At 67.9% G+C, this 21,505-nt stretch carries 22 protein-coding genes and 10 tRNA genes; 19 read left to right on the top strand and 13 right to left on the bottom strand.

Going from position 1 to position 21,505, the window contains the following annotated elements:
* Positions 1–474: 474 nt before the first annotated feature.
* Complete coding sequence (locus EV382_RS13695) at positions 475–675, bottom strand: hypothetical protein (protein WP_130402039.1); 201 nt, start codon at positions 673–675, stop codon at positions 475–477.
* Between the two features lie 309 nt (positions 676–984).
* Between EV382_RS13695 and EV382_RS32715 the strand changes: the two genes are divergently transcribed.
* Positions 985–1,125, top strand: coding sequence for a hypothetical protein (locus tag EV382_RS32715; protein WP_165435783.1), 141 nt, complete (start codon positions 985–987; stop codon positions 1,123–1,125).
* Between the two features lie 91 nt (positions 1,126–1,216).
* On the opposite strand, the gene EV382_RS13690 is transcribed toward EV382_RS32715, so the two are convergent.
* The gene (locus EV382_RS13690) at positions 1,217–2,146 is read right to left on the bottom strand and encodes an NADP-dependent oxidoreductase (protein WP_130402037.1); all 930 of its coding nucleotides are present in this window, start codon (positions 2,144–2,146) and stop codon (positions 1,217–1,219) included.
* 50 nt (positions 2,147–2,196) lie between these two features.
* Between EV382_RS13690 and EV382_RS13685 the strand changes: the two genes are divergently transcribed.
* The 4 genes from EV382_RS13685 (at position 2,197) to EV382_RS13670 (ending at position 6,261) form a co-directional block, all read left to right on the top strand.
* The gene (locus EV382_RS13685; RefSeq protein ID WP_130402035.1) at positions 2,197–2,832 is read left to right on the top strand and encodes a TetR/AcrR family transcriptional regulator; all 636 of its coding nucleotides are present in this window, start codon (positions 2,197–2,199) and stop codon (positions 2,830–2,832) included.
* A gap of 76 nt (positions 2,833–2,908) precedes the next feature.
* A complete protein-coding gene (locus tag EV382_RS13680; RefSeq protein ID WP_244236673.1) occupies positions 2,909–4,420 on the top strand; it encodes a hypothetical protein in 1,512 nt (503 codons plus the stop codon).
* 105 nt (positions 4,421–4,525) lie between these two features.
* Complete coding sequence (locus EV382_RS13675; protein ID WP_130402033.1) at positions 4,526–5,389, top strand: alpha/beta fold hydrolase; 864 nt, start codon at positions 4,526–4,528, stop codon at positions 5,387–5,389.
* 284 nt (positions 5,390–5,673) lie between these two features.
* A complete protein-coding gene (locus EV382_RS13670; protein ID WP_130402031.1) occupies positions 5,674–6,261 on the top strand; it encodes a hypothetical protein in 588 nt (195 codons plus the stop codon).
* 70 nt (positions 6,262–6,331) lie between these two features.
* Here EV382_RS13670 and EV382_RS13665 read toward each other — a convergent pair whose 3' ends face one another.
* The 3 genes from EV382_RS13665 to EV382_RS13655 all read right to left on the bottom strand — a co-directional run bounded on the left by EV382_RS13665 (position 6,332) and on the right by EV382_RS13655 (position 8,492).
* Positions 6,332–7,540, bottom strand: coding sequence for a PucR family transcriptional regulator (locus tag EV382_RS13665; protein ID WP_130402029.1), 1,209 nt, complete (start codon positions 7,538–7,540; stop codon positions 6,332–6,334).
* Positions 7,541–7,703: 163 nt separating this feature from the next.
* Positions 7,704–8,192 (bottom strand): hypothetical protein, encoded by a 489-nt coding sequence (locus EV382_RS13660; protein ID WP_130402027.1) that lies wholly within the window; start codon positions 8,190–8,192, stop codon positions 7,704–7,706.
* 111 nt (positions 8,193–8,303) lie between these two features.
* Complete coding sequence (locus EV382_RS13655) at positions 8,304–8,492, bottom strand: type 1 glutamine amidotransferase family protein (RefSeq protein ID WP_208758404.1); 189 nt, start codon at positions 8,490–8,492, stop codon at positions 8,304–8,306.
* Positions 8,493–8,588: 96 nt separating this feature from the next.
* On the opposite strand from EV382_RS13655, the gene EV382_RS13650 reads away from it, so the two are divergent.
* The 4 genes from EV382_RS13650 to EV382_RS33420 all read left to right on the top strand — a co-directional run bounded on the left by EV382_RS13650 (position 8,589) and on the right by EV382_RS33420 (position 10,980).
* Entirely contained in the window at positions 8,589–9,017 is a 429-nt protein-coding gene (locus tag EV382_RS13650) for a hypothetical protein (RefSeq protein ID WP_130402026.1), read from the top strand.
* Positions 9,011–9,238: a helix-turn-helix transcriptional regulator gene (locus tag EV382_RS13645; RefSeq protein WP_130402025.1), complete on the top strand. Its 228-nt coding sequence runs from the start codon at positions 9,011–9,013 to the stop codon at positions 9,236–9,238. The genes EV382_RS13650 and EV382_RS13645 overlap by 7 nt, the downstream gene beginning before the upstream one ends.
* Positions 9,235–10,212 (top strand): NAD(P)-dependent alcohol dehydrogenase, encoded by a 978-nt coding sequence (locus EV382_RS13640; RefSeq protein ID WP_130402024.1) that lies wholly within the window; start codon positions 9,235–9,237, stop codon positions 10,210–10,212. Before EV382_RS13645 ends, EV382_RS13640 begins: the two co-directional genes overlap by 4 nt.
* Before the next feature lie 147 nt (positions 10,213–10,359).
* Positions 10,360–10,980: a hypothetical protein gene (locus EV382_RS33420; RefSeq protein ID WP_244236672.1), complete on the top strand. Its 621-nt coding sequence runs from the start codon at positions 10,360–10,362 to the stop codon at positions 10,978–10,980.
* Between the two features lie 53 nt (positions 10,981–11,033).
* On the opposite strand, the gene EV382_RS13630 is transcribed toward EV382_RS33420, so the two are convergent.
* Positions 11,034–11,741, bottom strand: a complete 708-nt coding sequence (locus EV382_RS13630; RefSeq protein WP_165435781.1) for a GNAT family N-acetyltransferase — start codon at positions 11,739–11,741, stop codon at positions 11,034–11,036.
* A gap of 408 nt (positions 11,742–12,149) precedes the next feature.
* Between EV382_RS13630 and EV382_RS13625 the strand changes: the two genes are divergently transcribed.
* The 10 genes from EV382_RS13625 to EV382_RS13575 all read left to right on the top strand — a co-directional run bounded on the left by EV382_RS13625 (position 12,150) and on the right by EV382_RS13575 (position 13,353).
* Positions 12,150–12,222: transfer RNA gene (locus EV382_RS13625), tRNA-Trp, on the top strand.
* Positions 12,223–12,469: 247 nt separating this feature from the next.
* Positions 12,470–12,543, top strand: a tRNA-Glu gene (locus EV382_RS13620).
* Positions 12,544–12,647: 104 nt separating this feature from the next.
* Positions 12,648–12,722: transfer RNA gene (locus EV382_RS13610), tRNA-Met, on the top strand.
* Position 12,723: 1 nt separating this feature from the next.
* Positions 12,724–12,807 (top strand) — tRNA-Leu (locus EV382_RS13605).
* A 70-nt stretch (positions 12,808–12,877) separates the two neighbouring features.
* A tRNA-Ala gene (locus tag EV382_RS13600) sits at positions 12,878–12,950 on the top strand.
* 25 nt (positions 12,951–12,975) lie between these two features.
* Positions 12,976–13,050: transfer RNA gene (locus tag EV382_RS13595), tRNA-Asp, on the top strand.
* 1 nt (position 13,051) lies between these two features.
* A tRNA-Met gene (locus tag EV382_RS13590) sits at positions 13,052–13,114 on the top strand.
* 9 nt (positions 13,115–13,123) lie between these two features.
* A tRNA-Val gene (locus EV382_RS13585) sits at positions 13,124–13,195 on the top strand.
* Positions 13,196–13,201: 6 nt separating this feature from the next.
* Positions 13,202–13,275: transfer RNA gene (locus EV382_RS13580), tRNA-Glu, on the top strand.
* A 1-nt stretch (position 13,276) separates the two neighbouring features.
* Positions 13,277–13,353 (top strand) — tRNA-Asn (locus tag EV382_RS13575).
* Between the two features lie 168 nt (positions 13,354–13,521).
* Here the strand turns inward: EV382_RS13575 and EV382_RS13570 are convergent.
* The 7 genes from EV382_RS13570 to EV382_RS13540 form a co-directional block, all read right to left on the bottom strand.
* Positions 13,522–14,337: an Ig domain-containing protein gene (locus EV382_RS13570; protein WP_130402021.1), complete on the bottom strand. Its 816-nt coding sequence runs from the start codon at positions 14,335–14,337 to the stop codon at positions 13,522–13,524.
* A 209-nt stretch (positions 14,338–14,546) separates the two neighbouring features.
* Positions 14,547–15,794 (bottom strand): iron-containing alcohol dehydrogenase, encoded by a 1,248-nt coding sequence (locus EV382_RS13565; RefSeq protein ID WP_130402019.1) that lies wholly within the window; start codon positions 15,792–15,794, stop codon positions 14,547–14,549.
* 60 nt (positions 15,795–15,854) lie between these two features.
* Positions 15,855–17,315, bottom strand: coding sequence for an NAD-dependent succinate-semialdehyde dehydrogenase (locus EV382_RS13560; RefSeq protein WP_130402017.1), 1,461 nt, complete (start codon positions 17,313–17,315; stop codon positions 15,855–15,857).
* Between the two features lie 214 nt (positions 17,316–17,529).
* Positions 17,530–18,606 carry an ABC transporter ATP-binding protein gene (locus EV382_RS13555; RefSeq protein ID WP_130402015.1) on the bottom strand — a complete coding sequence of 359 codons (1,077 nt, stop codon included), beginning with the start codon at positions 18,604–18,606 and terminating at the stop codon, positions 17,530–17,532.
* Positions 18,606–19,673, bottom strand: a complete 1,068-nt coding sequence (locus tag EV382_RS13550; protein WP_130402013.1) for an ABC transporter ATP-binding protein — start codon at positions 19,671–19,673, stop codon at positions 18,606–18,608. The genes EV382_RS13555 and EV382_RS13550 overlap by 1 nt, the downstream gene beginning before the upstream one ends.
* Positions 19,673–20,584: a carbohydrate ABC transporter permease gene (locus tag EV382_RS13545; protein ID WP_130402011.1), complete on the bottom strand. Its 912-nt coding sequence runs from the start codon at positions 20,582–20,584 to the stop codon at positions 19,673–19,675. Before EV382_RS13545 ends, EV382_RS13550 begins: the two co-directional genes overlap by 1 nt.
* Entirely contained in the window at positions 20,584–21,450 is an 867-nt protein-coding gene (locus tag EV382_RS13540) for a carbohydrate ABC transporter permease (protein ID WP_244236671.1), read from the bottom strand. Before EV382_RS13540 ends, EV382_RS13545 begins: the two co-directional genes overlap by 1 nt.
* Positions 21,451–21,505: the final 55 nt, after the last annotated feature.

The following is a 21,505-nucleotide window of genomic DNA, read 5'->3' as shown; positions in this document are numbered from 1 at the left end:
TAAGGAAGGCCGTGCGGGACGGGGTAGCTTGCCATCCCTCGGCCAATGCCGTGCGGACAATCGCGGCGACCGTCGACGGGAGTACGGGCACAGCCGACCCACCAATCCAGTTACCGGGATGCTCCTGGGGCATGCTGACCAGCAACACGCTGCCCTTGCGACCGACCTGTTCCACAGCGACGGCGAGCGGTCGCTCGCACAGCCCTTGGGCATAGGTCGGTCTGCCGCGCACTCGCCACCTGTAGGTGAGCCCGTCAACCGTGATCAGCCGAGAGCCCTTCTTGACCAACGCCATGACGATCCTCCTCGACGTCAGATGACCGTGCCCGTAGCGCACCCGATGCGGCGGTCAGTATGGGGCAGCGCGGGACGCCCGATCAGCGAGGCAGACACGCCGCGTGCCGCCTGCCCCCAGCATGTCGCCACGCCCCGTGTAGATCAACGCGATTCCCAAGCTGAGCGTGGGCGCACGCCCTAGTCACCTTGCTCGGGTTGGAAGTAGCGCTCGTTGATCCGTGCAGCGCCGTCGGGCTTCCCAGCCAGAATCTGACGCCCCTGCCACTCGACGGTCCGCTCATCACTCCAACCGACGCAGAAGTGCAGTCGCCCTCCGGCGTAGAGGTTGCCGGGTTGCCACAGCGTCATCGGTAGCAGATCAACCAAGAGGGCTCGCATGGCGTGAGGGTAGCCGTGGACCCGCCGTCGGCGATCCGGTCGGCGCCGATGACGACCGCGGTGGGCACCACAGCCGGGGCAACCGGATCAAGCTGGGTGACGCCGATGCCACTCCGCTCAACTACGGCGCCGGTGAGGTCCGGCCGGGCGACGCGTTCAACCCCGGTCTGGTCTACGACTCCACCGAGCTGGACTGGCGCAGGTACCTGTGCGGGTTGGCCGAGAAGGGCGGCCAGGTGCCGGCGGACAGCTGTGACGTGACCGGCGCGATCGCGACCAACGAGCTCAACTACCCGTCGATCGTTCCAGGTGGAGATCACCAACAAGAAGGGCGCGCTCGACACGCTGCGCTGGTCCGGGCTGACCCCGGGCCGCCTCTACGTCGGCGTGCTGGCCCTGAGCAACGGCAAGGAGCCGCTCAAGACCCTGCCGATCACCGTACGGTCCTAGCCCAACCCGCCCAGCAGGTCGGGCCGGCGGTGCGCACCAGGCACCCCGGACCGGCCGGTCGGCTGGGGTCGATCGAAAGTAAACGGGCACGCTACGCTTTCAGCACGATTTTTCCTCGTGCGTGGCGGGACTCACTCAGTTCGTGGGCAGCGGCCGCCTCTTCCAGGGAGAACACGGCGGCGACCGGCACCGTGAAACGATCCTGCTCGGCGAGGTTGCCGGCCGCGGCGATTCCTTCCAGAGCCGGTGCGTCCGCGCCGGGACCAGAGCCGCGCGACAGGTGTACGCCGTACGCCGCGGCGTTGATGTCGGCGATGCTCACCACCCTCTCCGGGCTGGCGACCAGGCGGACCAGGTCGGGTAGTGAGCCCGAGCCGGCGCAGTCGAGCACGACGTCCACTCCGCCGGGCATCAGATCTGCGACCCGCTCGGCAAGCCCGGACCCGTAGGTGGTCGGGACCGCCCCGAGCGAGGCGACGAAGCTATGGTTGCGGTCGCTGGCTGTGCCGATGACGGCCGCGCCCCGAGCGACCGCGAGTTGGATCGCCGTCGTACCGACCCCGCCAGCCGCACCCTCGATCAACAGCGTGGTTCCGTCCTTGACGCCCAGTAGATCGAGCACGCGCGTTGCCGTCTCGATGTTGCCGGCCGCGCCACCGGCCTGTTCCCAGCTCAGGGAGGCCGGCTTCGGTGCCCACGCGGCCAGGACGGCGTATTCGGCGTTCGCTCCGCCCATCTGGGCGTAGTCCGTGATCCCGAAGACCTCGTCGCCTACCCGTACCGTGGTCACTCCGTCACCGACCTCATCCACCACACCGGCAGCGTCGACGCCGGGCACGTGCGGCAGGCGGAGCGGAATCCATTCCTGGAATCGGCCAGCGCGGACGTACGTGTCGGCCGGATTGACACCCGAAGCCCGGACCGTCACCCGAACCTGTCCCGGTCCGGCGTGCGGTTCCGGTGCCTCCGATACCTCCAGCACACTCGCCGGACCATACGTGGAAAATTGCAGAGCTTTCATACGCGGGGACGCTACGCACCGTTGCCGTTCACCTCGCTAAAGTGAGAGCAGTGACCGCCCGTTTGCCTCACACCCTTCGCGCTGACGCTCTGGACAACCGCGAGCGCATCCTTGACGCCGCCCGCGCGGTCTTCGCCCGCGAAGGTCTGGACGTGCCGATGCGGGAGGTCGCGCGGCGCGCGGGGGTGGCTCCGGCCACCCTGTACCGCCGATTCCCGACCAAGGAGATGTTGGTCACCGAGGCATTCGCAGCGCAGATGTACGCCTGTCGCGCGGTTGTCGACGAGGGCCTTGCCGATCCGGATCCGTGGCACGGTTTCTGTCTCGTTATCGAGAAGATGTGTGAACTTAACGCACGCGATGGGGGTTTTACCGCAGCTCTCACCTCACGGTTTCCCCATGCCGTGGATTTCGAGGCGCGCCGCGAATACGCTCTCCGGTCGATCGCCGAACTGGCGCGCCGCGCCAAGGAAGCCGGGCGTCTGCGCCCCGATTTCGCCCTGGACGACGTCATCCTCGTGCTCATGGCCAACAGCGGTATCCAGGCGTCCTCGCCGACTGGCAAGATCACCGCTTCCCGGCGCTTCGCCGCGCTCGCCATCCAGGCGTTCCACGCCAACCCGGAAGCCTCGCCGCTCCCGCCCGTGGCGCGGCTGACACCCCCGGCATCGGTATCCTCCGGCTGATACTGCACCGGCCGTCGGCCTGGGACGGCGGGTCGTTGCCGATCCGGGCCGAGATTAGTTGTGTAGCCAGTAGGCGGTGCAGCAGAGACACAGCGCCAGTAGCGCGGCCGAGGTGGCGTCGGCCGCCGCGCTTGTCGCGTCGATCGCCTTGGTGCAGGGGATCACCGAAGGGCCGTCGCAGGCCGCCGTTTCGTGCTCGGGGACGGTCAGTTGGAGCTACCAGTTCCCGGTGAACAACCCGGTGATCGAGATGGTCATCTACTACAACAGCACGAACGGTGGCACCAACAGCGCCTGTCTGTACCACCGTGGTGCGGCGTACGGGAAGGCCGCCCGCACCGATCAGCTCGTCGCCTTCTTGGCGGCTCCCCACACCGATCCCAGGTTCACGCGGCGATTCGACAAGCTGGCCGTCTTGCTGAACGGTGCGCGAGGGTGGGATCATCGCGGTCATGATCGAAAGAATCGAGTCCTCCGTCCGCCGGTGAGCGTGACGACCGAGCCAGAACTGCTCGGACCCCAGGTCACTCTGTTCGAGCACGCTTTGCGTCTCCATCAGCAACATCCCGACGGTGCTCTGCCTCGCAACGGTGAACCGTACCCAGATCATGGCCGTCACCGCTCGCGGCCGTCCACTCGACGTGCGCGGGATCGGCGACTCCACGGAGCCGATGTTGCTGTCATCCTCGACAAGCACTTCAGTCAGCCTGACGCCCAGGCGAGTGAACTCGTTGACGGCTTCCGCGATGTCTACGTCCCGATCCATCGAAACGACCACATCGTGGCCGCGGCACTGCGCGCGGATCGGCAGCGCATGCGGCAGACCGGTCGGTGGTTGGTGCGGCGCAGCAACGACCGCAATGCCGCCACGGTCGGACTCGCGCTGCTGGCCGCTGATTGGGCCGAGGACGACATCCCGCTGATCCAAACCATCGGCCTGCTGTCGGACCATTTCGGGCCGTTGGCCGCCGAGGCGTTGCAGCGCCGCCGCGGAGGTGCAGAAGCGTTGCAGTGGCTTGCCGAGCGCGTCGCTGGCTGGGGCCGGGTCTACGTCGTTGAGGCGCTGTGCCGACTAGGCGCCGCCAACACCCGGGCATGGCTGCTGCGCCATGCCTGCGACGGCGACTACCTCAACGGCTACTTCGCTGGCACGGTCGCCACCACAGCGCACCTGTCCGAGGCGATCACCAGCACCGATGTCGACGATGAGCTGATCGATCACACCGGGCGGCTATTGAGGATCATGGCGGACTGCGGTGGCATGGGCGTGACTCTCGAGCACTACCCGCCGGCACCTGTCGTGTTGGCCGCGCATAGTGCTCACCTCGCCCAGCAGTCGCCAACCGCGGACCGGTACATGGATGCCGCGGTGATCGCCAATTATCTGGTGGCGAAGCCTCCGAACCGATGTGGCTGCACTGCCGAGCAGCGGGACCGCGTTGTGCAGCGTTACCTCGCGGTGCTCGACCGCCCGGATTGGCGCAACGTGGTCCGCGTAGGCCTCGGTCCGACCAGCGACTTCCTCGCCTGGTTCACGGACCACATAGCAGCGCGGCTGCGTCTCAGCGACGCTTTCCGGCCTGGCTGAAGGTGACGAGCGACGGACCATGCCTCCCTCGGAGGCAGCAGAGCGGCGTCCACGTACGCCGGGCAGTGGATGTTTCCCTTGCCAGGGCCTGGATAATTTCCGCGCATGTTTGACGGTTTCGAGGACGAGCGGGTCGACGTCGGGGAGGTGGAGCTCCGGGTCCGGTATGCGGGGCACGGGCCTCCGGTCCTCCTTATCCACGGGCATCCGCGCACGGGGTCGACGTGGCATCGGGTCGCGCCACAGCTGGTTGATCGCGGGTTCACCGTCGTCTGTCCCGACATGCGCGGCTACGGGCAGTCCGGCAAGGCGCAGATTCTCCCGGATCACTCGCAGCAGTCCAAGCGGGTGGTTGCCGCGGACCTGGTCCGGCTGATGGAGACGCTGGGCCATCCGACGTTCGCGGCGGTCGGGCACGACCGTGGGTCGTACGTGGCGTTGCGCCTGGCACTGGACCATCCCGACGCGGTCGATCACTTGGTGGTCATCGATGGTGTTCCCATCAGTGAGGCTCTCGCCCGCTGCGATGCGACGTTCGCCCATGACTGGTACCACTGGTTCTTCTTCGCCCAGCCGGAGAAGCCGGAGCGGGCCATCACCGCCGACCCCGATTTCTGGTACGCCAGCAGGGCGCGGCCCGAGAGTATGGGAGCCGAGAACTACCAGGAGTTCCGTCAGGCCATCCACGATGCGGCCACGGTGCGGGCCATGTTGGAGGACTACCGGGCGGGCCTCGGTGTCGACCGGGCGCACGAGGAAGCCGACCGGCGTGGCGGTCGTACTGTCCGCTGCCCAACACTCTTTCTGTGGTCGACCCGGGACGACATGGAAGACCTGTACGGCGACCCGCTAGCCGTCTGGCGCCGGTGGGCCCCCGATCTCCGGGGCCACCCGATCGAGTCCGGCCACCACGTCGCCGAGGAGAACCCCGACGACCTGACCGCGGCGTTGCACCGCTTCCTGTCCTGAGCCTCCCCGCGACACCTCAGGTTGCCCAGCGGCAGCCAGCTGACCAAATCCTCGCGCTCTGGAGTTGATGGTGACCGGTTCCGCGAACAGCACTTGAGCGGCCAGCACGATCCCGATCTTGGTGGCGATGGTGGCCGTTGTGCGGCATGACAATGACACGAACCGATCAAGGTGCAAGTTTGCGATCGTTCACGAAGACGCCGTAACCGCGTTCGCTGAATAGTTTCCTCACCATGTTTCCGATTCCCCTGCCGCTTCCGGGGGAACGACTTGTAGGAGGAGAGATGTTCAGACGTCGCGTGCTCGGGATCGGGTTTGCCGCCCTGGTGGCGGTCTCCGGGGCCGCTGTCGCTTCTCCAGCCAGTGCGGCAGGGTCTGAATTGGCTGCCGGGACGACCCCCCAGGCGGTGCTCGATGCGGCGGAGGCTCTGGCTGGAGACCGGGCCGCAGCGGTAACACCCACGTTCAGCCCGAAGCCGACCACTCGTGGACCGGCCCCGGCAGCCGCCGAGAATGTGATCACCTGCAACGCGCGGGCCCAGTATCCACATGCGTCGACCGGCGGCAACGGCATCCCGGGCAGCATCGACGGCAAGGCCGATTCGTGGTGTGACGCGCCCATTCCCTACATCGGTTCTCAGGTCGAGCTGTACCAGTACGTCCCGGGGAGCGGCTTCTTCCTGGTGTCGGTCGGAAGCCTGAATTCCGGTCCTGGGAACAAGAAGTACACCGGTGTCGCCTTCACGATCTGCCAGGGTGTGCCGAACTACTACGTCACCAAGGGGATTCACACGTTCACTGCTCCCGGCGGGTACTACCCGCCGTCAGTGACGCTCAACACGCAGTCGCCCATCGTGCAGGTCGCCTGCTGAGACTGCCGTACCGATGAGCCGACCGACTGCCGCAGGGCCAGCGGCGGTCGGTCGGCTACGCCCGGCCTCGTCATGCCTCCCGCAGCCGGTCGGCGAACGTCCAGGCGACGGCGGCGGTCAGAATCCGTACGCCGCGGGTCGAGGCGGGACGCAGCCCGGTCAGCTCATGTACGCGTCGCAGGCGATAGTCGAGCGTGCGGGGGTGGACGCCCAGCGCCCGTGTCGTCGCCGGTCGGGACATGTCGTGCAGGTAGTACGCGTCGAGGGTGCGGATCAGGTCCGGACCGGCTTCGAGTCGGGTGATGAGCTCCCGCAGCCAACTGTCCATGTGCGGCGAGTGGGCGGCTCCGAGTTCGACGAACCTGTCCGCGACGGAGTAGAGGCGCTGCGGTCTGCGCTCCGCCGACGTCAGTCGGCTGATCTGTCGAGCCTGCTCCAGCACGCCAGCCAGCTGGCCCACCGTTCCGACGGCCGTACCGGCAGCGCATTCACGGCCAGCGTCCACGGCGACGCCGCGGACCAGGTCCAGGGTGCGATCCGCCACCGGACCGTGGACGCCACCGTCGACGAGCCATGCCGACAAGGCCGCCTCGGAGTCGACCGATGCCGGTGTGACCAGTACCAACTCCCCCGGCCCGAGCCAGGACATCGGGATCCGCCAGGACGCCAGGGCCGTCGCGACGATGCGCTTGCGCTCCGGGGCGGCCAGGTCCGGCGGGTCGAACCGTACAACCGTCACCAGCCACCGATGCCCGAGGCGTACGCCGGCCGCTTGAGCGATGCCCATCGGCGGTGGATCGTCGGCCAGCAGCGACCGCGCGAGCAACTGGACCTGAGCCGACGTCGACCAGGTCTGTGCGACGCCAGCAAGGTACCCGTCCAGGTAGGCGCCGCGGGCTCGGTTGCCCTCCCGCCCGAGCCAGTGGGCCATGTGGAGCACATCCTCGGTGTTCGCCGGAGTAGCGGTCTCCACCACGTCGCGCAGCATCAGCGCGGTATGTGTGCTGAGCGCCTGCCGCTGCGACGCCAGCGAGAGCCGATCCTCGCCTCGTCGTCGACCGACGACGCCGATGGCCGCGAGGTCGTCCTCGTCGAGCGGCGTGTCGTCCCGTACCCGCTCCAGACTCACCCGGCGGATGAAACGCGCGAAGTCGAGCATGTGTGCGAGCTGCTCCGTTGACGGCGACGCGTACTCGGGCACCTCTCGCTGGTAGGTGTTGACGGCGCGCAGGGCATTGGCGTCAATCCGCCGCTGGAGAGCCACGATCAGGTTCGACACGACACCTCCGGTAAGGGACGTCGAACGCGTTTCATTGATGTTCGCCGATCATATCGTCGGGCTTCAACGCAACCGGCGACGTCGTGTGCCGCAGCCCAACGGACATGCGAATCGGCGGTGACCCACCGGGTGAGGGTCACCGCCGATTGCGTGGTTGAACCGGTCAGGCGGCCGAACAGGCGGCGTCCAGCTCCTTGATGGCGGCTTCCAGGGCCTTCTTGCTGGGCTTGGCGTCGGCGTCCTTGCTGTACGCGTCGCTCAGGCTCATCATCTCGTTCTGGATCTTCTCGGAGGCGGCGGTAACTGCCTCGTTGGCGCCGATCGCGTGCGCCAGGATCGCGACCGAGCCGGCGGCCCACTGGGCGCTGACCGCGAAGTGTCCGGCTGGCGGGCCGATCTTCTCGGCTTTGGTGATCTTCGCGGCGTTGTCCGTGATGTCCTTCTTGATGTCGGTGCAGGCCTTCACGGTGGCCGCGTCGTTTGCCGCGGCGCTGGTCGGGGTGGTCTCCGCACCGCCGGTCGGGGAGGCGCTCGCGGCCGCCGGGGACGGCGAGGTCGCGGCACCCTCAGACTTGGGCTGCGGATCGCAGCCGGACATCGCGATCGCCGCCGCAACGGCGAAGCCAGTCAGGACGAGTCGAGTTCGGTTCATCTAAATTCCCCCATGATCTTCATGTTCGGCGCACGCTACCAGCCCCGGTCGAACGGGTGGAATCGATTAGTGGCCGACAGCACCGCGCCGGGCGCCGGCACGGGGGCCCGGTCAGGGGTTGATCAGTTTCCAGTCGCCCTCGGAGATGACGTCAACACTGCCATCGACCACCTTGATGGCGGTGTTGTCGTCGATGGCGTAGGTCGGGACCGGGATCCTGGACGCCCACTTGTGGATGGCGGACAGTTCAACGCCCTCCATGTCCGGATGATTGAGGTGGGGATAGAGCGTGAAGTCCACCAGATCAGGGGTCAACGTCGGTGTAAAACTTTCTAGACACGATGTCAAAGGGGCAATACTATGGTCGTGTCAAGAATTCTTTACAGGGAGGCAGTCGTGACGCACGAGGAGAAACGCGCCTGGATCATGCTGGTGGTCAGCGTGGTGGGGTATTCCGTCTATGCCGCCGTCGTCGTGAACCGGACCGACGGCGGGCCGCTCACCGCCACCCCGTACGCCGGGGTTCTTCTGTGGACGGTTGGCGGGGGCGTCGTCGCGAGCATCGTGGCCGAGATCGTGATGGGCGTGGTTAACCCGCGCGCTTCCCGGGTCAGCGACGTACGCGACCGGGAGATCGGGCGGCTCGGCGATTACGTCGGCCAGGCGTTCGTGGCCATCGGCGCGGTGTCGGCGATGTTGATGGCGCTGGCCGAGTGGGACTGGTTCTGGATCGCCAACGTCATCTACCTGTGCTTCGTTCTGTCGGCGGCGGTCGGCTCCCTGGCCAAGGTGATCGTCTACCGCAAGGGTGTTCCGCAATGGTGAAGCCGACCCGCGTCACGAACAGCATCCGCGCGCTGCGCTTTGCGCACGACGAGATGACCCAGGCCGAGCTCGCTGACCGGATCGGCGTGACCCGGCAGACCGTCATCGCCATCGAGCAGAGCCGTTACTCGCCATCGCTGGAGATGGCGTTCAAGATCGCCCACGTGTTCGGCGTTCGGCTCGACGACGTGTTCCAGTACCCCGAGGAGGCGGCACCATGAAGGCCATCGTCCAGGAAAGCTACGGCTCGGCTGACGTGCTCCACCTCCGCGACATCGACCAGCCGGCCGTGGGCGACGAGGACGTCCTCGTCCAGGTCCGCGCCGCCGGCGTCGACCCTGGAGTGTGGATCTTCATGACCGGCCGTCCCTACCTGGCGCGGCTGGCCAGCGGGCTGCGCCGGCCCCGGGTGCCGGTTCGCGGCCGGGATCTGGCCGGGGTGGTGGTCGCGGTCGGCACCCGGGTGGCCCGGTTCCGGCCCGGCGACGAGGTGTACGGCACCTGTCTGAGCGGCTCGTACGCCGAGTTCGCGAGCGTGCCGCAGCGACGGCTGGCCCGTAAGCCCGCCAACGTGTCGTTCGCGCAGGCCGCCGCCGCGCCGGTCTCCGGGATGACGGCGCTGCGCGCGGTCCGCGACAGCGGCGCGGTGCGCCGGGGGCACCGCGTGCTGGTCATCGGCGCGTCCGGCGGTGTCGGGTCGCACGCCGTGCAGATCGCCAAGGCGTACGGGGCGACGGTCACCGCCGTCTGCACGCCGGCCAAAGCCGCGTTCGTACGCGCCCTCGGCGCCGACGACATCCTCGACTACACCAGCGAGGAGGTCGACCGCGACGGCCCGATCTACGACGTGGTCATCGACACCGGCGGCGACCGGCCGATCTCTCTCCTGCGCCGCGCCCTCACCCCACGGGGGACGCTGGCGGTCGTCGGCGGTGCGTACACCAAGGGGCCGGTGCTCAGCGGCTACGACCGGCAGATGGTCCGCGTGCCGCTGCTGTCCCTGTTCGTCGGTCAACGGCTGCGCAGCGTGAGCGCGGTCGAGCGGACTGAGGACCTGGGCGAGTTGGGGACCCTGATCGAATCGGGGGCGCTCACCCCGGCGGTCGACCGCACCTATCCCTTGGCCCAGGCTGCGGACGCGATCCGGCACCTCCGGGACGGGCACCCGGCGGGAAAGGTCGTCGTCACCATCTGACCCGGTGGCCGTCACGAACGCTTGATGCAAGCCAGGCTCGGCCAGCGCAGTCGAATGTTGGAGACTGAACCGGTGGCACACGTTCTTGAGGTAGCGGCTCCGCTCAGTAGCCGGGCCCAAGCTTTTTTGGCCGAGCATGCCCGCGTCGTGCTGGTCGACACCGGTCCGGACGACGACGAGTGCAGAGCGGCGATGAAGGCCATCCTCGGATACTGCGACGAACAGGCGTTGACCATGCTGGAACACATCCAGCGTCGATACTCCGGGCTGACCTACCACAGTGCGTTTCGCGACAGTGAGATTGTCTTCGCGCCGGTGTTCGACCTCGACCACGACGAGAAGCAGATCAGGTTCGACTTCGCCATCTCGGACACCGATCCGGACGGCTGCCGCAGTGGCTTTCTGCACCCGGACGGCACAGTGTGGTTCGGCTACATGGACACAGACGTCCCAGCCTTCCCATCGCTGGACCACTTCCTTGAATGCGACGCCCTCCTGCACCACGCCCGCCGCCAGAGCCGCCGGCCCGCCGAAGTGCCGCCCGACGCCAACGTCTACCGGGAAAGACTGCTGGACCGCCATCTACACCTCCGCCGCCTCGACATGGCGAGCGGGTTCTGCGTCGAGTGGTGGGCCGACGACACACAACTCGTGTACTTCGACGGGCTGGACGCACGGCTGGAAGCGGGCGGACGCGGCGCAAGCCGGACTCCGACCGTGGTGAGAACCTGGCTCCTCAATGAGCCCACTGACTGGCATCGGGCGTAGCGAGGTCTGTCACGACCTCTCGCTGTCGCGCTGCCGGCTTCGTGTTTGCGATGTCAGGCTTCCCGGATGTACGCCACCGCGATCTCGCATTGCACCGCCCAACCGAGAACGCCGTACAGGCTGCGTCCGTCTTCGGTGGCCACGAGGATGCCGGTACCGAGCCCGTTCCGCACGGCGTGGTCGCTCAGCATCCGCATGACAGTGGTGCCCAAGCCTCGGCGCCGATGCGCGGGAGCGGTTTCCACCTGGTCGATGACGCCGCATGACCCGGCAGGCGCCAAGCGTCCAGAGGCCGCCACCTCTCCAGAATCGTCGAGGACGGCCGCCACGACGACATCACCGTCTGTCGTGATACGGGTCTCGTACGGTGATGGGGGATCGTCGGTGCCTGCGGTGAACCGGGTGGTCATCAGGTAACCGGAGTTGTCCATGGCCCAGTGAGCTGGCAGGGCGCGACGCAGATCGCTGGCGCGACCTGCGGTTTTGATCCAGGTTCCAGGTGCGGCGGCTTGGCGGGCGATGGGCTCCAGCAGGTCGGCGTCCCACGTGTGCAGCACGTACCGGACTCGATGGCCGCGCAGTCCCACGTCGGCCCGGAAACCACCGGCGATTGCGACGGGATCAGGAACCCCACGGGAGACGGCCCAGCCACGGCCCCACGCCATGACCAGTTCGGGCACGGCGATCCGGGCGCTACGGGAGAGCGCCGGAGTCGTTCCCGCAACCTGGAGAGCTGCTGCCGTTTCGGTCTTGTCGATCACGAGGGCATTGTTGCAACTCATGTGCAACAAGGCCCAGGAGGGGGCGGGCACCCGCGGTTGCGGCCACGAAAGTGGTGTACGACCTGCCCCACGTCACCGCATTGGCGAGATCACCGTCATCCCGGAATATCAATTGCCATCCGATCGGCACAGCGCCTACTTTGATCGAGCAAGGCCGTTCCGACCAACCCAAGGAGTTCCCCGTGTTGCAGTACGCCTACACCGAAACCCCGCGGCTCATGCCGTGCGGCGGTGTCGTGCTGCCCTCGATTGAACGAGCTCACGATCTGTGCGCGAGTGAGCAGCACTGGAAGCCGGGGTGGCGGCGCGAATAGCGCCAGCGCAAGCTGCGAAGCCGCCCACCCCGACAGGGACAGGGCGGCTTTCTCGTTGCTGGAACAACTCGATAGGGGCGTAGCTCAACTGGTAGAGCACCGGCCTCCAAAACCGAAGGTCGCAGGTTCGAATCCTGCCGCCCCTGCTTCTCGTCCCGGCCGCGGCCGGCGGCGTTGCAGATTCTCAACTCCACAGTGGATGGCATGAGCACAAACCCCGGCCGACGCCCGCATGGGTCGGCCCGGGGGCAATACCTCCGGGACGAGGGAGACGGCTGACCCGCTCGCTTTGGGAGCGAGAGAGACGGGGTTCGACACCCCGGTCCCGGACCACAAGGTGGTAGCACGTTGGCGGCGATCGTGGGCACGTGGCCGCGATCCCCGCCGACTCAGGGGCCGTTGGAGCAAGCTGGCAGCTCACCTGGTTCTCAGCCAGGAGGTTACGGGTTCGAGCCCCGTACGGCCTACGCAAGCAATATGCCATGCGGTCGTGGTGAACTTGGCGACACGTCGGTCTGCGCGGTCGTGAGGCGGCCGTAGTTGCACGTTCGACTCGTGCCGAGGGCACCAAGCCGACGTAGCTCAACGGCAGAGCATCCGGCCCATAACCGGAAGGCCCCCGGATCGACACCGGGCGTCGGCACCACGCGCTCGTGGTGGAACTCAGGTAGACACACACGGCTCAGACCCTTGTGCCGAAAGGCGTGGGGGTTCGACTCCCCCCGAGCGTACGCAAGGCCGATGGCGGAGTGGAACCACCGCCCGGGAGCCGTTGAGGGAAACCCTGGTCGGCCACGCGATGGGGTCGTAGCTCAGTTGATAGAGCGCTGCTTTCGCAATGCAGAGGCCGACGGTTCGACTCCGCCCGATTCCACTCACCGGTTGCTGGCCGGTCCCATGCTGGCGTAGCTCGCGGCTTGAACACCTCGTTGTCAGCGAGGCGGTCGCGGGTTCGAGTCCCGTCGTCAGCGCCATGGAGAACGGCGATGCCGTCCTCGCCGGCCTCATAAGCCGGACATCGCGGGTTCGAATCCCGCCCCCGCTCCCGCCCCGGTAGCTCAGCGGGAGAGCGTCGGCTCGACAAGCCGAAGGCCGCTGGTTCGACACCAGCTCGGGGCACACGTACGCGCGTTCGGTCATGGGTAGGCCCCTAGCCTTTCAAGCTGGTGAAGCGGGTTCGAGTCCCGCACGCGCGACCATTCCGGCGTCGCCCGATCGGTAGGGCAGCGGACTGTTAATCCGTACAGGTACTGGTTCGGGTCCAGTCGCCGGAGCCATGGAGGGGGCCCGGTGGTCACGGGAACGCCGGCTCGATCCCGGCCACGACCTCACACGCCGTCCACTGTGGAGACCATCGGCTTCCTGTTCTGAACGCTGTACGTACCCTCGCAGGACGGCGTGCGCCCCGGTCGGGGCGCACGCCGTGATGTCGATGCCCTTGTCGGTCAGCAGCGTGGGCAGGGGGCGTCCTTTCTGACGCTCCAGGTGAAGGTGGTGCTTCCCTCTCCGCCTCCGACGGCCGTGACCGTGACGTTGTAGCTGCCAATGGTGGTGACTGTGCCGCTGATCCGGCCGGTCGAGGAGTTGATGGAGAGCCCAGGAGGCAGCCCGGTCGCCGACCAGGTGTACGACCCGCTTCCGCCGGTGGCCTGCATCTGCAGCGCCACGGTGTCCGGCTTGAGCGTGCTCTGGGTGCCCGGGTTGGTGACCGTCACGCCCCCGGTCGGCGGGGGTATGGGAATGTCCGGTGGATTGCAGGACAGCGATACCGGCTGAGACCCCGTCGATCTGGTGATGTATTCCGGAGAGCCCGACCGGAACTGGACGGTGGCGGTCGCTCGGCCCGAGTAGTAGCCGGACTCGCAGGCCGTGCCCGGGTTGGTGACGCCGAGCCCGAATGCGGTGTAGTTGGTGTTCTCCCACACCTCTGTCCGGCCGTTGATGGTCTGGCCCGGGCCGCTGACCAGTCCGTGGTAGATCAGCTCAACGGTGAGGTCGACGCGACGCACTATGCCGTCGCACTGGACACTTGCGGAGTAGTTGACGGTCCTGGCGTCAACCAAGCCCGGTGGCTTGTCCGGTGAGATCCACCCACAGTAGTGACCGTCGGAAGCTGCGGCGGACGCTGGTGCGGCGAAGCCCAGCGATGCGATGGACACGACCGCAGCGGTCATGGTCAGCAGCAGGGTTCTGGTGCGCTGCAACCTGGAGACCGCCAGCAGTGCGGCGAGCCCGTTACCGAGCACGCGACGTCTGAGCATCTTCCCTCCTACAAGTCGTTCCCCCGGAAGCGGCAGGGGAATCGGAAAACCTGGTGAGGGAACTATTCAGCGAACGCGGTGACGGCGTCTTCGTGAACGATCGCAAACCTGCGCCGTGATCGACGCTTGCCATTGTCACGTCGCACAACGGCTGGCACCGCCCACCGTCAGTAAGTGCTCATGCTCGCCGGCCGTCATGCCGCTCGTCGTCAGGTGAAAGGCCGGTCACCGTTCGGAGTCAGGGCGGGTCGCGCCCGATCCCCGGTCCAGGCCGCTTCGAGGATCGCGGTCAGGCTGGCGGTGTCGGTCGGGCCGGGATGGTTCTGGATCAGGCGGGTGACGCCACTGGCCATCTCCGCGAAGCGCGGGAGGTCCGCACGGGCCACGCCGATGTCCGCCAGGGTGCGTGGGATGCCGATGTCGGCAAGGAGCCCGTCGAGCCAGGTGAGGAACGTGTCCGCGGCCTCGGCATCGGAGGCGTCGGTCACGTCGAGCCCGCACACCCTGGCGAGGATGGCCAGCCGGTCGCTGATGGTGTCCCTGGCCGCGTCGAGCGCGTAGGGCAGGAGCAGCCCGACGCCCAGGCCGTGCGGCGTGTGCGTGGCCGCGCCGATGGGGTACTGGAGGGCGTGCGGGGCCGCGTTGCCCGCGTGGGAGAAGGCGATCCCGGCGAGCACGGACCCGTACGACATGTCGGCGCGCGCGTCGGTGTCGCCTCCGTCGCGCACAGCACGACGCAGGCTGCGGGCGATCCGCTCCGCGGCCAGGAGCGCGTAGTGGTCGGTGATCGTGTTGCGGCCGAGGAAGACCTGCTCCACCGGGTCGCGCGGTCCGTGGGGCCGGGGTCGCGCGGTGTAGCTCTCCACGGCGTGACAGAACGCGTCGATGCCGGAGTGGGCGGTGACGGTCGCTGGGCAGCTGTAGGTGAGTTCGGGGTCGACGATGGCGAAGTCGGGCACGATGTGAACGCTGGACACGCCCACTTTCAGCTCACGGTCCGGGTCGGTCAGCACCGAGACGGGGGTGAGCTCGGAGCCGGTGCCTGACGTCGTCGGGACCGCGATGAGAGGCATCGTCGGCCCGGGCACCTTCGACTCGCCGTAGAAGTCGCGCGGCGTCCCACCGTGGCGGCGGATGACGCCGACGATTTTGGCGAGGTCGATCACCGTGCCGCCGCCGATGGCGAGGATCACGTCGGCGTCCACCTCGGCGGCGACCGAGACGGCCAGGGCGACATCGCTGAGTGGCACGTCCGGCGTCGCGTCGGCGAACACCGCGACGACATCGACCTTTTCTCGTACGGCGGCCACGATGTCGGCCACGCCCGGCTGCCCCAGGAGGACCTGGTCGGTCACGATGAGGACCCGTGAGCCGCTCTCGGCCACCACCCGTGGGATGTTCTGCGCGACCCCTTCGCCCACTATCAGTTGGCGTGGTGCGCGGACGGTCTCAAGCATGTCGGTGCCTCTCCGGAGCGGCGGCGGTTTGCGGGGTGTACGCCTGGAGGTGCAGGCCGGTCACGGGAGGTCGATCGCCGCGTAGGTGAGGTCGAGGTACTCGAGGATGCCCTCGTGTGACCCCTCCTTGCCGATCCCGGACTGCTTCACGCCTCCGAACGGAGCTGACGGGTCGGATATCAGGCCGCGGTTGATGCCGAGCATCCCGGTGTCCAGCCCTTCGGTGAACCGGAGCGCCCGCTGAAGATCGCGGGTGAAGACGTATCCGACCAGGCCGTACTCGGTGTCGTTGGCCTTCGCTATCACCTCGTCGTCGGAGGTGAAGGAGATGATCGGGGCCACGGGGCCGAAGATTTCCGTCTTCAGCATCCGCGCGTCGTCGGGCACGTCGACGAGGACGGTGGGTGGGTAGAAGTGGCCCGGCCCGTCCGGGCGCGCGCCGCCCACCAGGACCCGCGCGCCGCGATCGACCGCGTCGGTGACGAGGTCGTCGATCGAGGTCACCGACGCCTCGTCGATCAACGCCCCGACGTCCACCCCGTCGTCGAGACCATGGCCCACCGACAGCGCGCCCATCCGCTCGACGAAGCGCGCGGTGAACTCCTCGCGCACCGGCTCCTCCACGTAGATGCGGTTGGCCGCGATGCAGGACTCCCCGATGTTGCGCATCTTGGCCACCATGGCACCGTCGAGCGCGACGTCCAGGTCAGCGTCAGCGCACACGATCAAGGCGGCGTTGCCGCCCAGTTCCATGGAGGTACGCAGCACGTTGTCCGCGGCCTGACGCAGCAGCACGCGCCCGATCTCGGTCGACCCGGTGAACGACAGCTTGCGGATCCGGCTGTCGGCCAGCAGCGCGGAGACCACCGTGCCGGATCGCTTGGTGGTCACCACGTTGACGACGCCCGGGGGAACGCCGACCTCCTCCATGAGGCGGGCCAGGAACAGCATGGTCAGTGGCGTCTGGCCTGCTGGCTTGGTGATGGTCGTGCAGCCCGCGGCCAGCGCGGGAGCGATCTTGCGGGCGCCCATGGCCAGCGGAAAGTTCCAGGGCGTGACGAAGAGGCACGGTCCGACCGGCTTCGGCACGGTGAGGACGCGGTATCCACCTGCGGGAGCGGTGTTGTAGCGCCCCTCGACGCGTACCGCCTCCTCGGCGAACCAGCGGAAGAACTCGGCGCCGTAGGCCACCTCCGCCCGAGCCTCGGCGAGCGGCTTGCCCATCTCCAGTGTGATCAGCCGGGCGACCTCCTCGGTTCGCTCGATCAATGCCCGGTACGTCGCGGTCAGCAACTCCGACCGCTTCCGCGGCGGGGTCGCGGCCCACTGGGCCATTGCCCTGCTCGCCGCGTCCAGGGCGGCGAGGCCGTCGACGACGTCGGCGTCCGCCACCTCGGCGATGGTCTTGCCGGTGGCCGGGTCCTCGACGGCGAAGGTGGCTCCGCTTGCGGCGTCGCGCCAGGCGTCGCCGATCCGGAGCCGCCGGTGTTCGGGGGCCAGGACGTCCATCGGGTCGCTCATTGCGTCGCCTCCTGTGATCTTCGTGGTGCTGTCCGGCGTGCCTCAGCGCGCGTGCTCTGCGCGTAGCCGGACGGGTGACCCGCCCTCGTCGGGGGGCGAGGTTGCCGAGCGGTCGAATCGGGCCGTGGCCGTGGCCGTGGCCGTGTCGGCCGGGCGACGTCCCACGGCACCATCGCCCGGTGCGGGCGCATGGTGCCGTGGCCGCCCGGCGCGGTTACCGCCCAGCCTCGGACAGCGACAGCCCGGTGTCCGCGTCGAACAGGTGCGCCCGGTCCAGGTCGACGCTGACAGAGAGTCGTTCGCCGGGCGTACCGGTGATGGTGGGTCGTGCCTTGACCTTGAGGATCTCGGTCCCCACCCGCACGTCGACCACCGTTCGGTCACCGAGCGGTTCAAGCCCGTAGAGTTCCCCCGACAACGACGCGTGCCCGCGCTGCTCGACGGACAGGTCCTCCGCGCGTACGCCCAGCATCAGCGCACGGCCGTCCTCGGCGGTGGTCCAGCGGGGGCGCGGTAGCGTCCAGCCGTCCGTGCCGACCAGACGATCCCCCTCGGCGCGGCAGGGGAGCAGGCTGATCGGCGGGCTCCCGACGAACCCCGCCACCCACTGGTTGGCGGGACGCTCGTACACCTCGGTCGGTGTTCCGACCTGTTGCACCTTTCCCTCCTTGAGGACCGCGACCTGGTCGGCCATGGACAGGGCCTCGACCTGGTCGTTGGTCACGTAGATGAAGGTCGCGCCGAGGCTGCGGTGGATGCGGGTGAGTTCGGTGCGCATCTCGACGCGGAGCTTGAGGTCGAGGTTCGTCAGCGGCTCGTCCATGAGGAACGCGCGCGGGCGACGGACCAGCGCCCGGGCCAGGGCGACCCGCTGCATCTCACCGCCGGACAACTGCGCGGGACGACGCTGCAGCAGCCGTTCGATGTGCAGCAGGTTCGACATCTGCTCGACGGCGGCGGTGATCTCGGACGGCGAGCGACGGCGGGCCCGCAGCGGTGAGGCGATGTTCTCGTACGCCGTGTGTCGCGGGTAGAGGGCGTAGTTCTGGAACACCATGGCCAGGTCGCGTGCGGCCGGCGCGTCGGCGGTCGCGTCTCTCCCGTCCAGGTGCACCGACCCGGCGTCCAGCTTCTCCAAACCGGCGATCGCCCGCAGGGTTGTCGTCTTGCCCGCCCCGGAGGGCCCGAGGACGACGAAGAACGAGCCGTCGGGCACGTCCAGCGTCACCCCGTCCAGGGCCTGGACCTTGCCGAAGGACTTGCGCAGCCCGTGTGCTGCCACGGTTCCCATCAGGCCACCAGCTCTTCCGTGCTCACGTCGTAGACCGCCGGGGTTCCGCCGGTGTGCCGCAGCCCGACCTTCGCGTCAGCGGCGAAACGCACAGTCGGTGGCATCCGAACCCGCACGTCGCGCTGGCCGCCGTGGTCGACCACGTAGATGATTTCGTCGCCCAGCCACTCCGCCGAGACCACGCGGGCCGGGATGGAGGCTTCCGCTCCTGGTGCGGTGACTTCCAGCGCCTCCGGCCGGACGCCGGCGATCAGGCGACGGTCGCGCGGCAGGCCCGGCGGTGGCGTGAGGACCAGCCCACCCTGAGCGTGCAGCTTGCCGTCGGTCAGCTCCACGTCGATCAGGTTCATCGGCGGGGAGCCGATGAATGCGGCGCAGAAGAGACTCGCCGGGCGGTCGTAGACCTCCAGCGGCGTGCCGATCTGCTCGACGCGACCCTTGTTGAGGATGGCGATGCGGTGACCGAGCGACATCGCCTCGACCTGGTCGTGGGTGACGTAGACCATCGTGGCCCCCAGCTCACCCTGCAGGTGTTTGATCTCCGTGCGCATGTCCGCCCTCAGCTCCGCGTCCAGATTGGTGAGGGGCTCGTCCATGAGGAATGCGCGCGGTCGTCGTACCAGGGCGCGCGCAAGCGCGACGCGTTGTTGCTCCCCGCCGGAGAGCTGGCGCGGTCGCCGGTCCATGAGTGAACCGAGCCGCATCAGCCGGGCGGCCTCCTCGACCCGTGCGTGCACCTCCTGCTTGGGCAGTCCCTCGGCCCGCAGGGGGAACGCCAGGTTGTCGCGGGTGCGCAGGTGCGGGTAGAGGGCGTAGAACTGGAACACCATGGCGATGTCGCGTTCGGCGGGCGGCAGGTCGTTGACCAGCGTGTCGCCGATGCGGATGTCGCCGGTCGTCTGCCTCTCCAGGCCGGCGATGGCCCGCAGCGTGGTCGTCTTGCCGCAGCCCGACGGGCCGAGCATCACGAACAGTTCGCCGTGGCCGATGGACAGGTCCACCTGGTCGACTGCGACCGTGCCGTCCGGGTAGCGCTTGTGCAGCGCGGTCACCTCGATGCCCGCCATCAGCGCCGCACCGCCCCGAGCGTCACACCGGCGATGAGGTGCTTGCGCACCAGGTAGGCGAAGACGAGCACCGGTAGGGCGAACACCACGGAGGCGGCTGCCACGAGACCCCAGTCCGTCGTGGTGCCGCCGATGAGGCCGGCGATGGCGGGTGGGGCCGTCCGCACGCTGTCGCTGGAGGTGAGGAAGATGGCGAACACGAACTCGTTCCACGAGAAGATGAGCGCGAAGACCGCCGTCGCGGCGATGCCGGGCACGAGCTGGGGGAGGGTGTATCGCCAGAACGCCTGCACCCGGGTGTAGCCGTCGAGCATGGCGGCATCCTCGTACTCGGAGGGCACCTCGTCGACGAACCCCTTCATCATCCAGATCGTGAACGGCACGTTGAACGCGGCGTAGATGAGGATCAGGCCGAGCTTGTTGTCGATGAGTCCGACCTGGCGGTACATGAGGAAGATCGGAATCACGACCACCACGGGCGGCATGAAGCGGGTGGACAGGATGAAGAACAGCTGGTCCTTCTTGGCCTTCATGCCGAAGCGGGAGTAGGCCCAGGCCGCCGGGACCCCCAGCACGGTGGCCAGCACCGTGGAGACGCCGGCGACCACGACGGAGTTGAGGAACGAGACGGACAAGGCGGAGCGACCACCGTCGGGGGCGACGAACACGTCCCTGTAGTGGTCCATTGTGACCGTGAAGCCGAAGAACTTGGCCGGGATGGCGTAGACGTCCCGGTTTTCCTTGATCGACGTCATGATCATCCACAGCACCGGGAAGAGCATCACGACGGCCAGCACGGTCAGCAGCGCGACCTCCAGCAGGGAGCGACCTCGGCGGCCGAAGCGGCGCGCGGGGGGCGTGTGATCGCGGGCAGGACCTGTGGACACGGCCTCGTCAACGGAGACGGCCATCAGCCCTCCTTGAGCTTGTTCAGGTAGCGCAGGTAGAGCTGCGTGAGGACGATGACGACGAGGACCATGAGGATCCCGTACGCCGACGCGGTTCCGGTGTTGAAGCCCAGGAACGCGACCTTGTAGATGTGGAACGACATCGTCTCGGTGGAGACGCCGGGGCCTCCGTTGGTGAGGATGTAGACGAGGTCGAACAGCCGGAACGCCTCGATGGCCCGGAACATCACGGCAATGAGGAGCAGCGGCCACACCAGCGGCAGAGTGATGGTGCGGAACCGGAACCACTCGGACGCCCGGTCGATCGAGGCGGCCTCGTAGAGGTACTTCGGCACCGCGCTGAGGCCCGCGAGTGCGATGAGCATGATGAACGGCGTCCATTGCCAGGTGTCCACCACGATCAGGGAGAGCAGGGCCGTCCGCTGCCGGGTGAGCCACTCCACCTGCCCCAGGCCGAGCGAGCCGAGCATGCTGTTGACCACGCCGAACTGCGCGTCGAGCATGAATCGCCAGAACAGCCCGACCACGACCGGCGACAGCATCATCGGGACCAGGAACATGGTGGTCAGCGCTCCCCGCCCGCGCGTGCGCCGGGAGATCAGGTACGCGATGCCGAAACCGAGCACGGTCTGCAGGGTGACCGCGCCGACCACGTAGATCAACGTCGTCAAGGCCCTCAGGTGGACCTGTTCCGACGTCAGGATGGCGGTGTAGTTCCCGAATCCGACGAACTCCGCGGGCCCACCACGGGTGGCCGAGTAGTCGGTGAAGGACAGGTACAACGCCCACAGCAACGGGAACACCGACATGGCGAGCAACAGCAGCAGCGCGGGGGAGGTGAAGACCACGGCGAGCCCACGGTCGCTCAACCGCCGGGACCGGCCCGGTGCAGGTGGCGTCGCGGACGCCACCTGCCCGGGCTGG

Origin of the sequence: Micromonospora violae, assembly GCF_004217135.1 — a bacterium.
In the GTDB taxonomy this organism is placed as follows: Bacteria; Actinomycetota; Actinomycetes; order Mycobacteriales; family Micromonosporaceae; genus Micromonospora; species Micromonospora violae.
The sequence above is the reverse complement of the archived record's forward strand: the minus strand, read 5'-3'. Positions and strand labels throughout refer to the sequence as shown.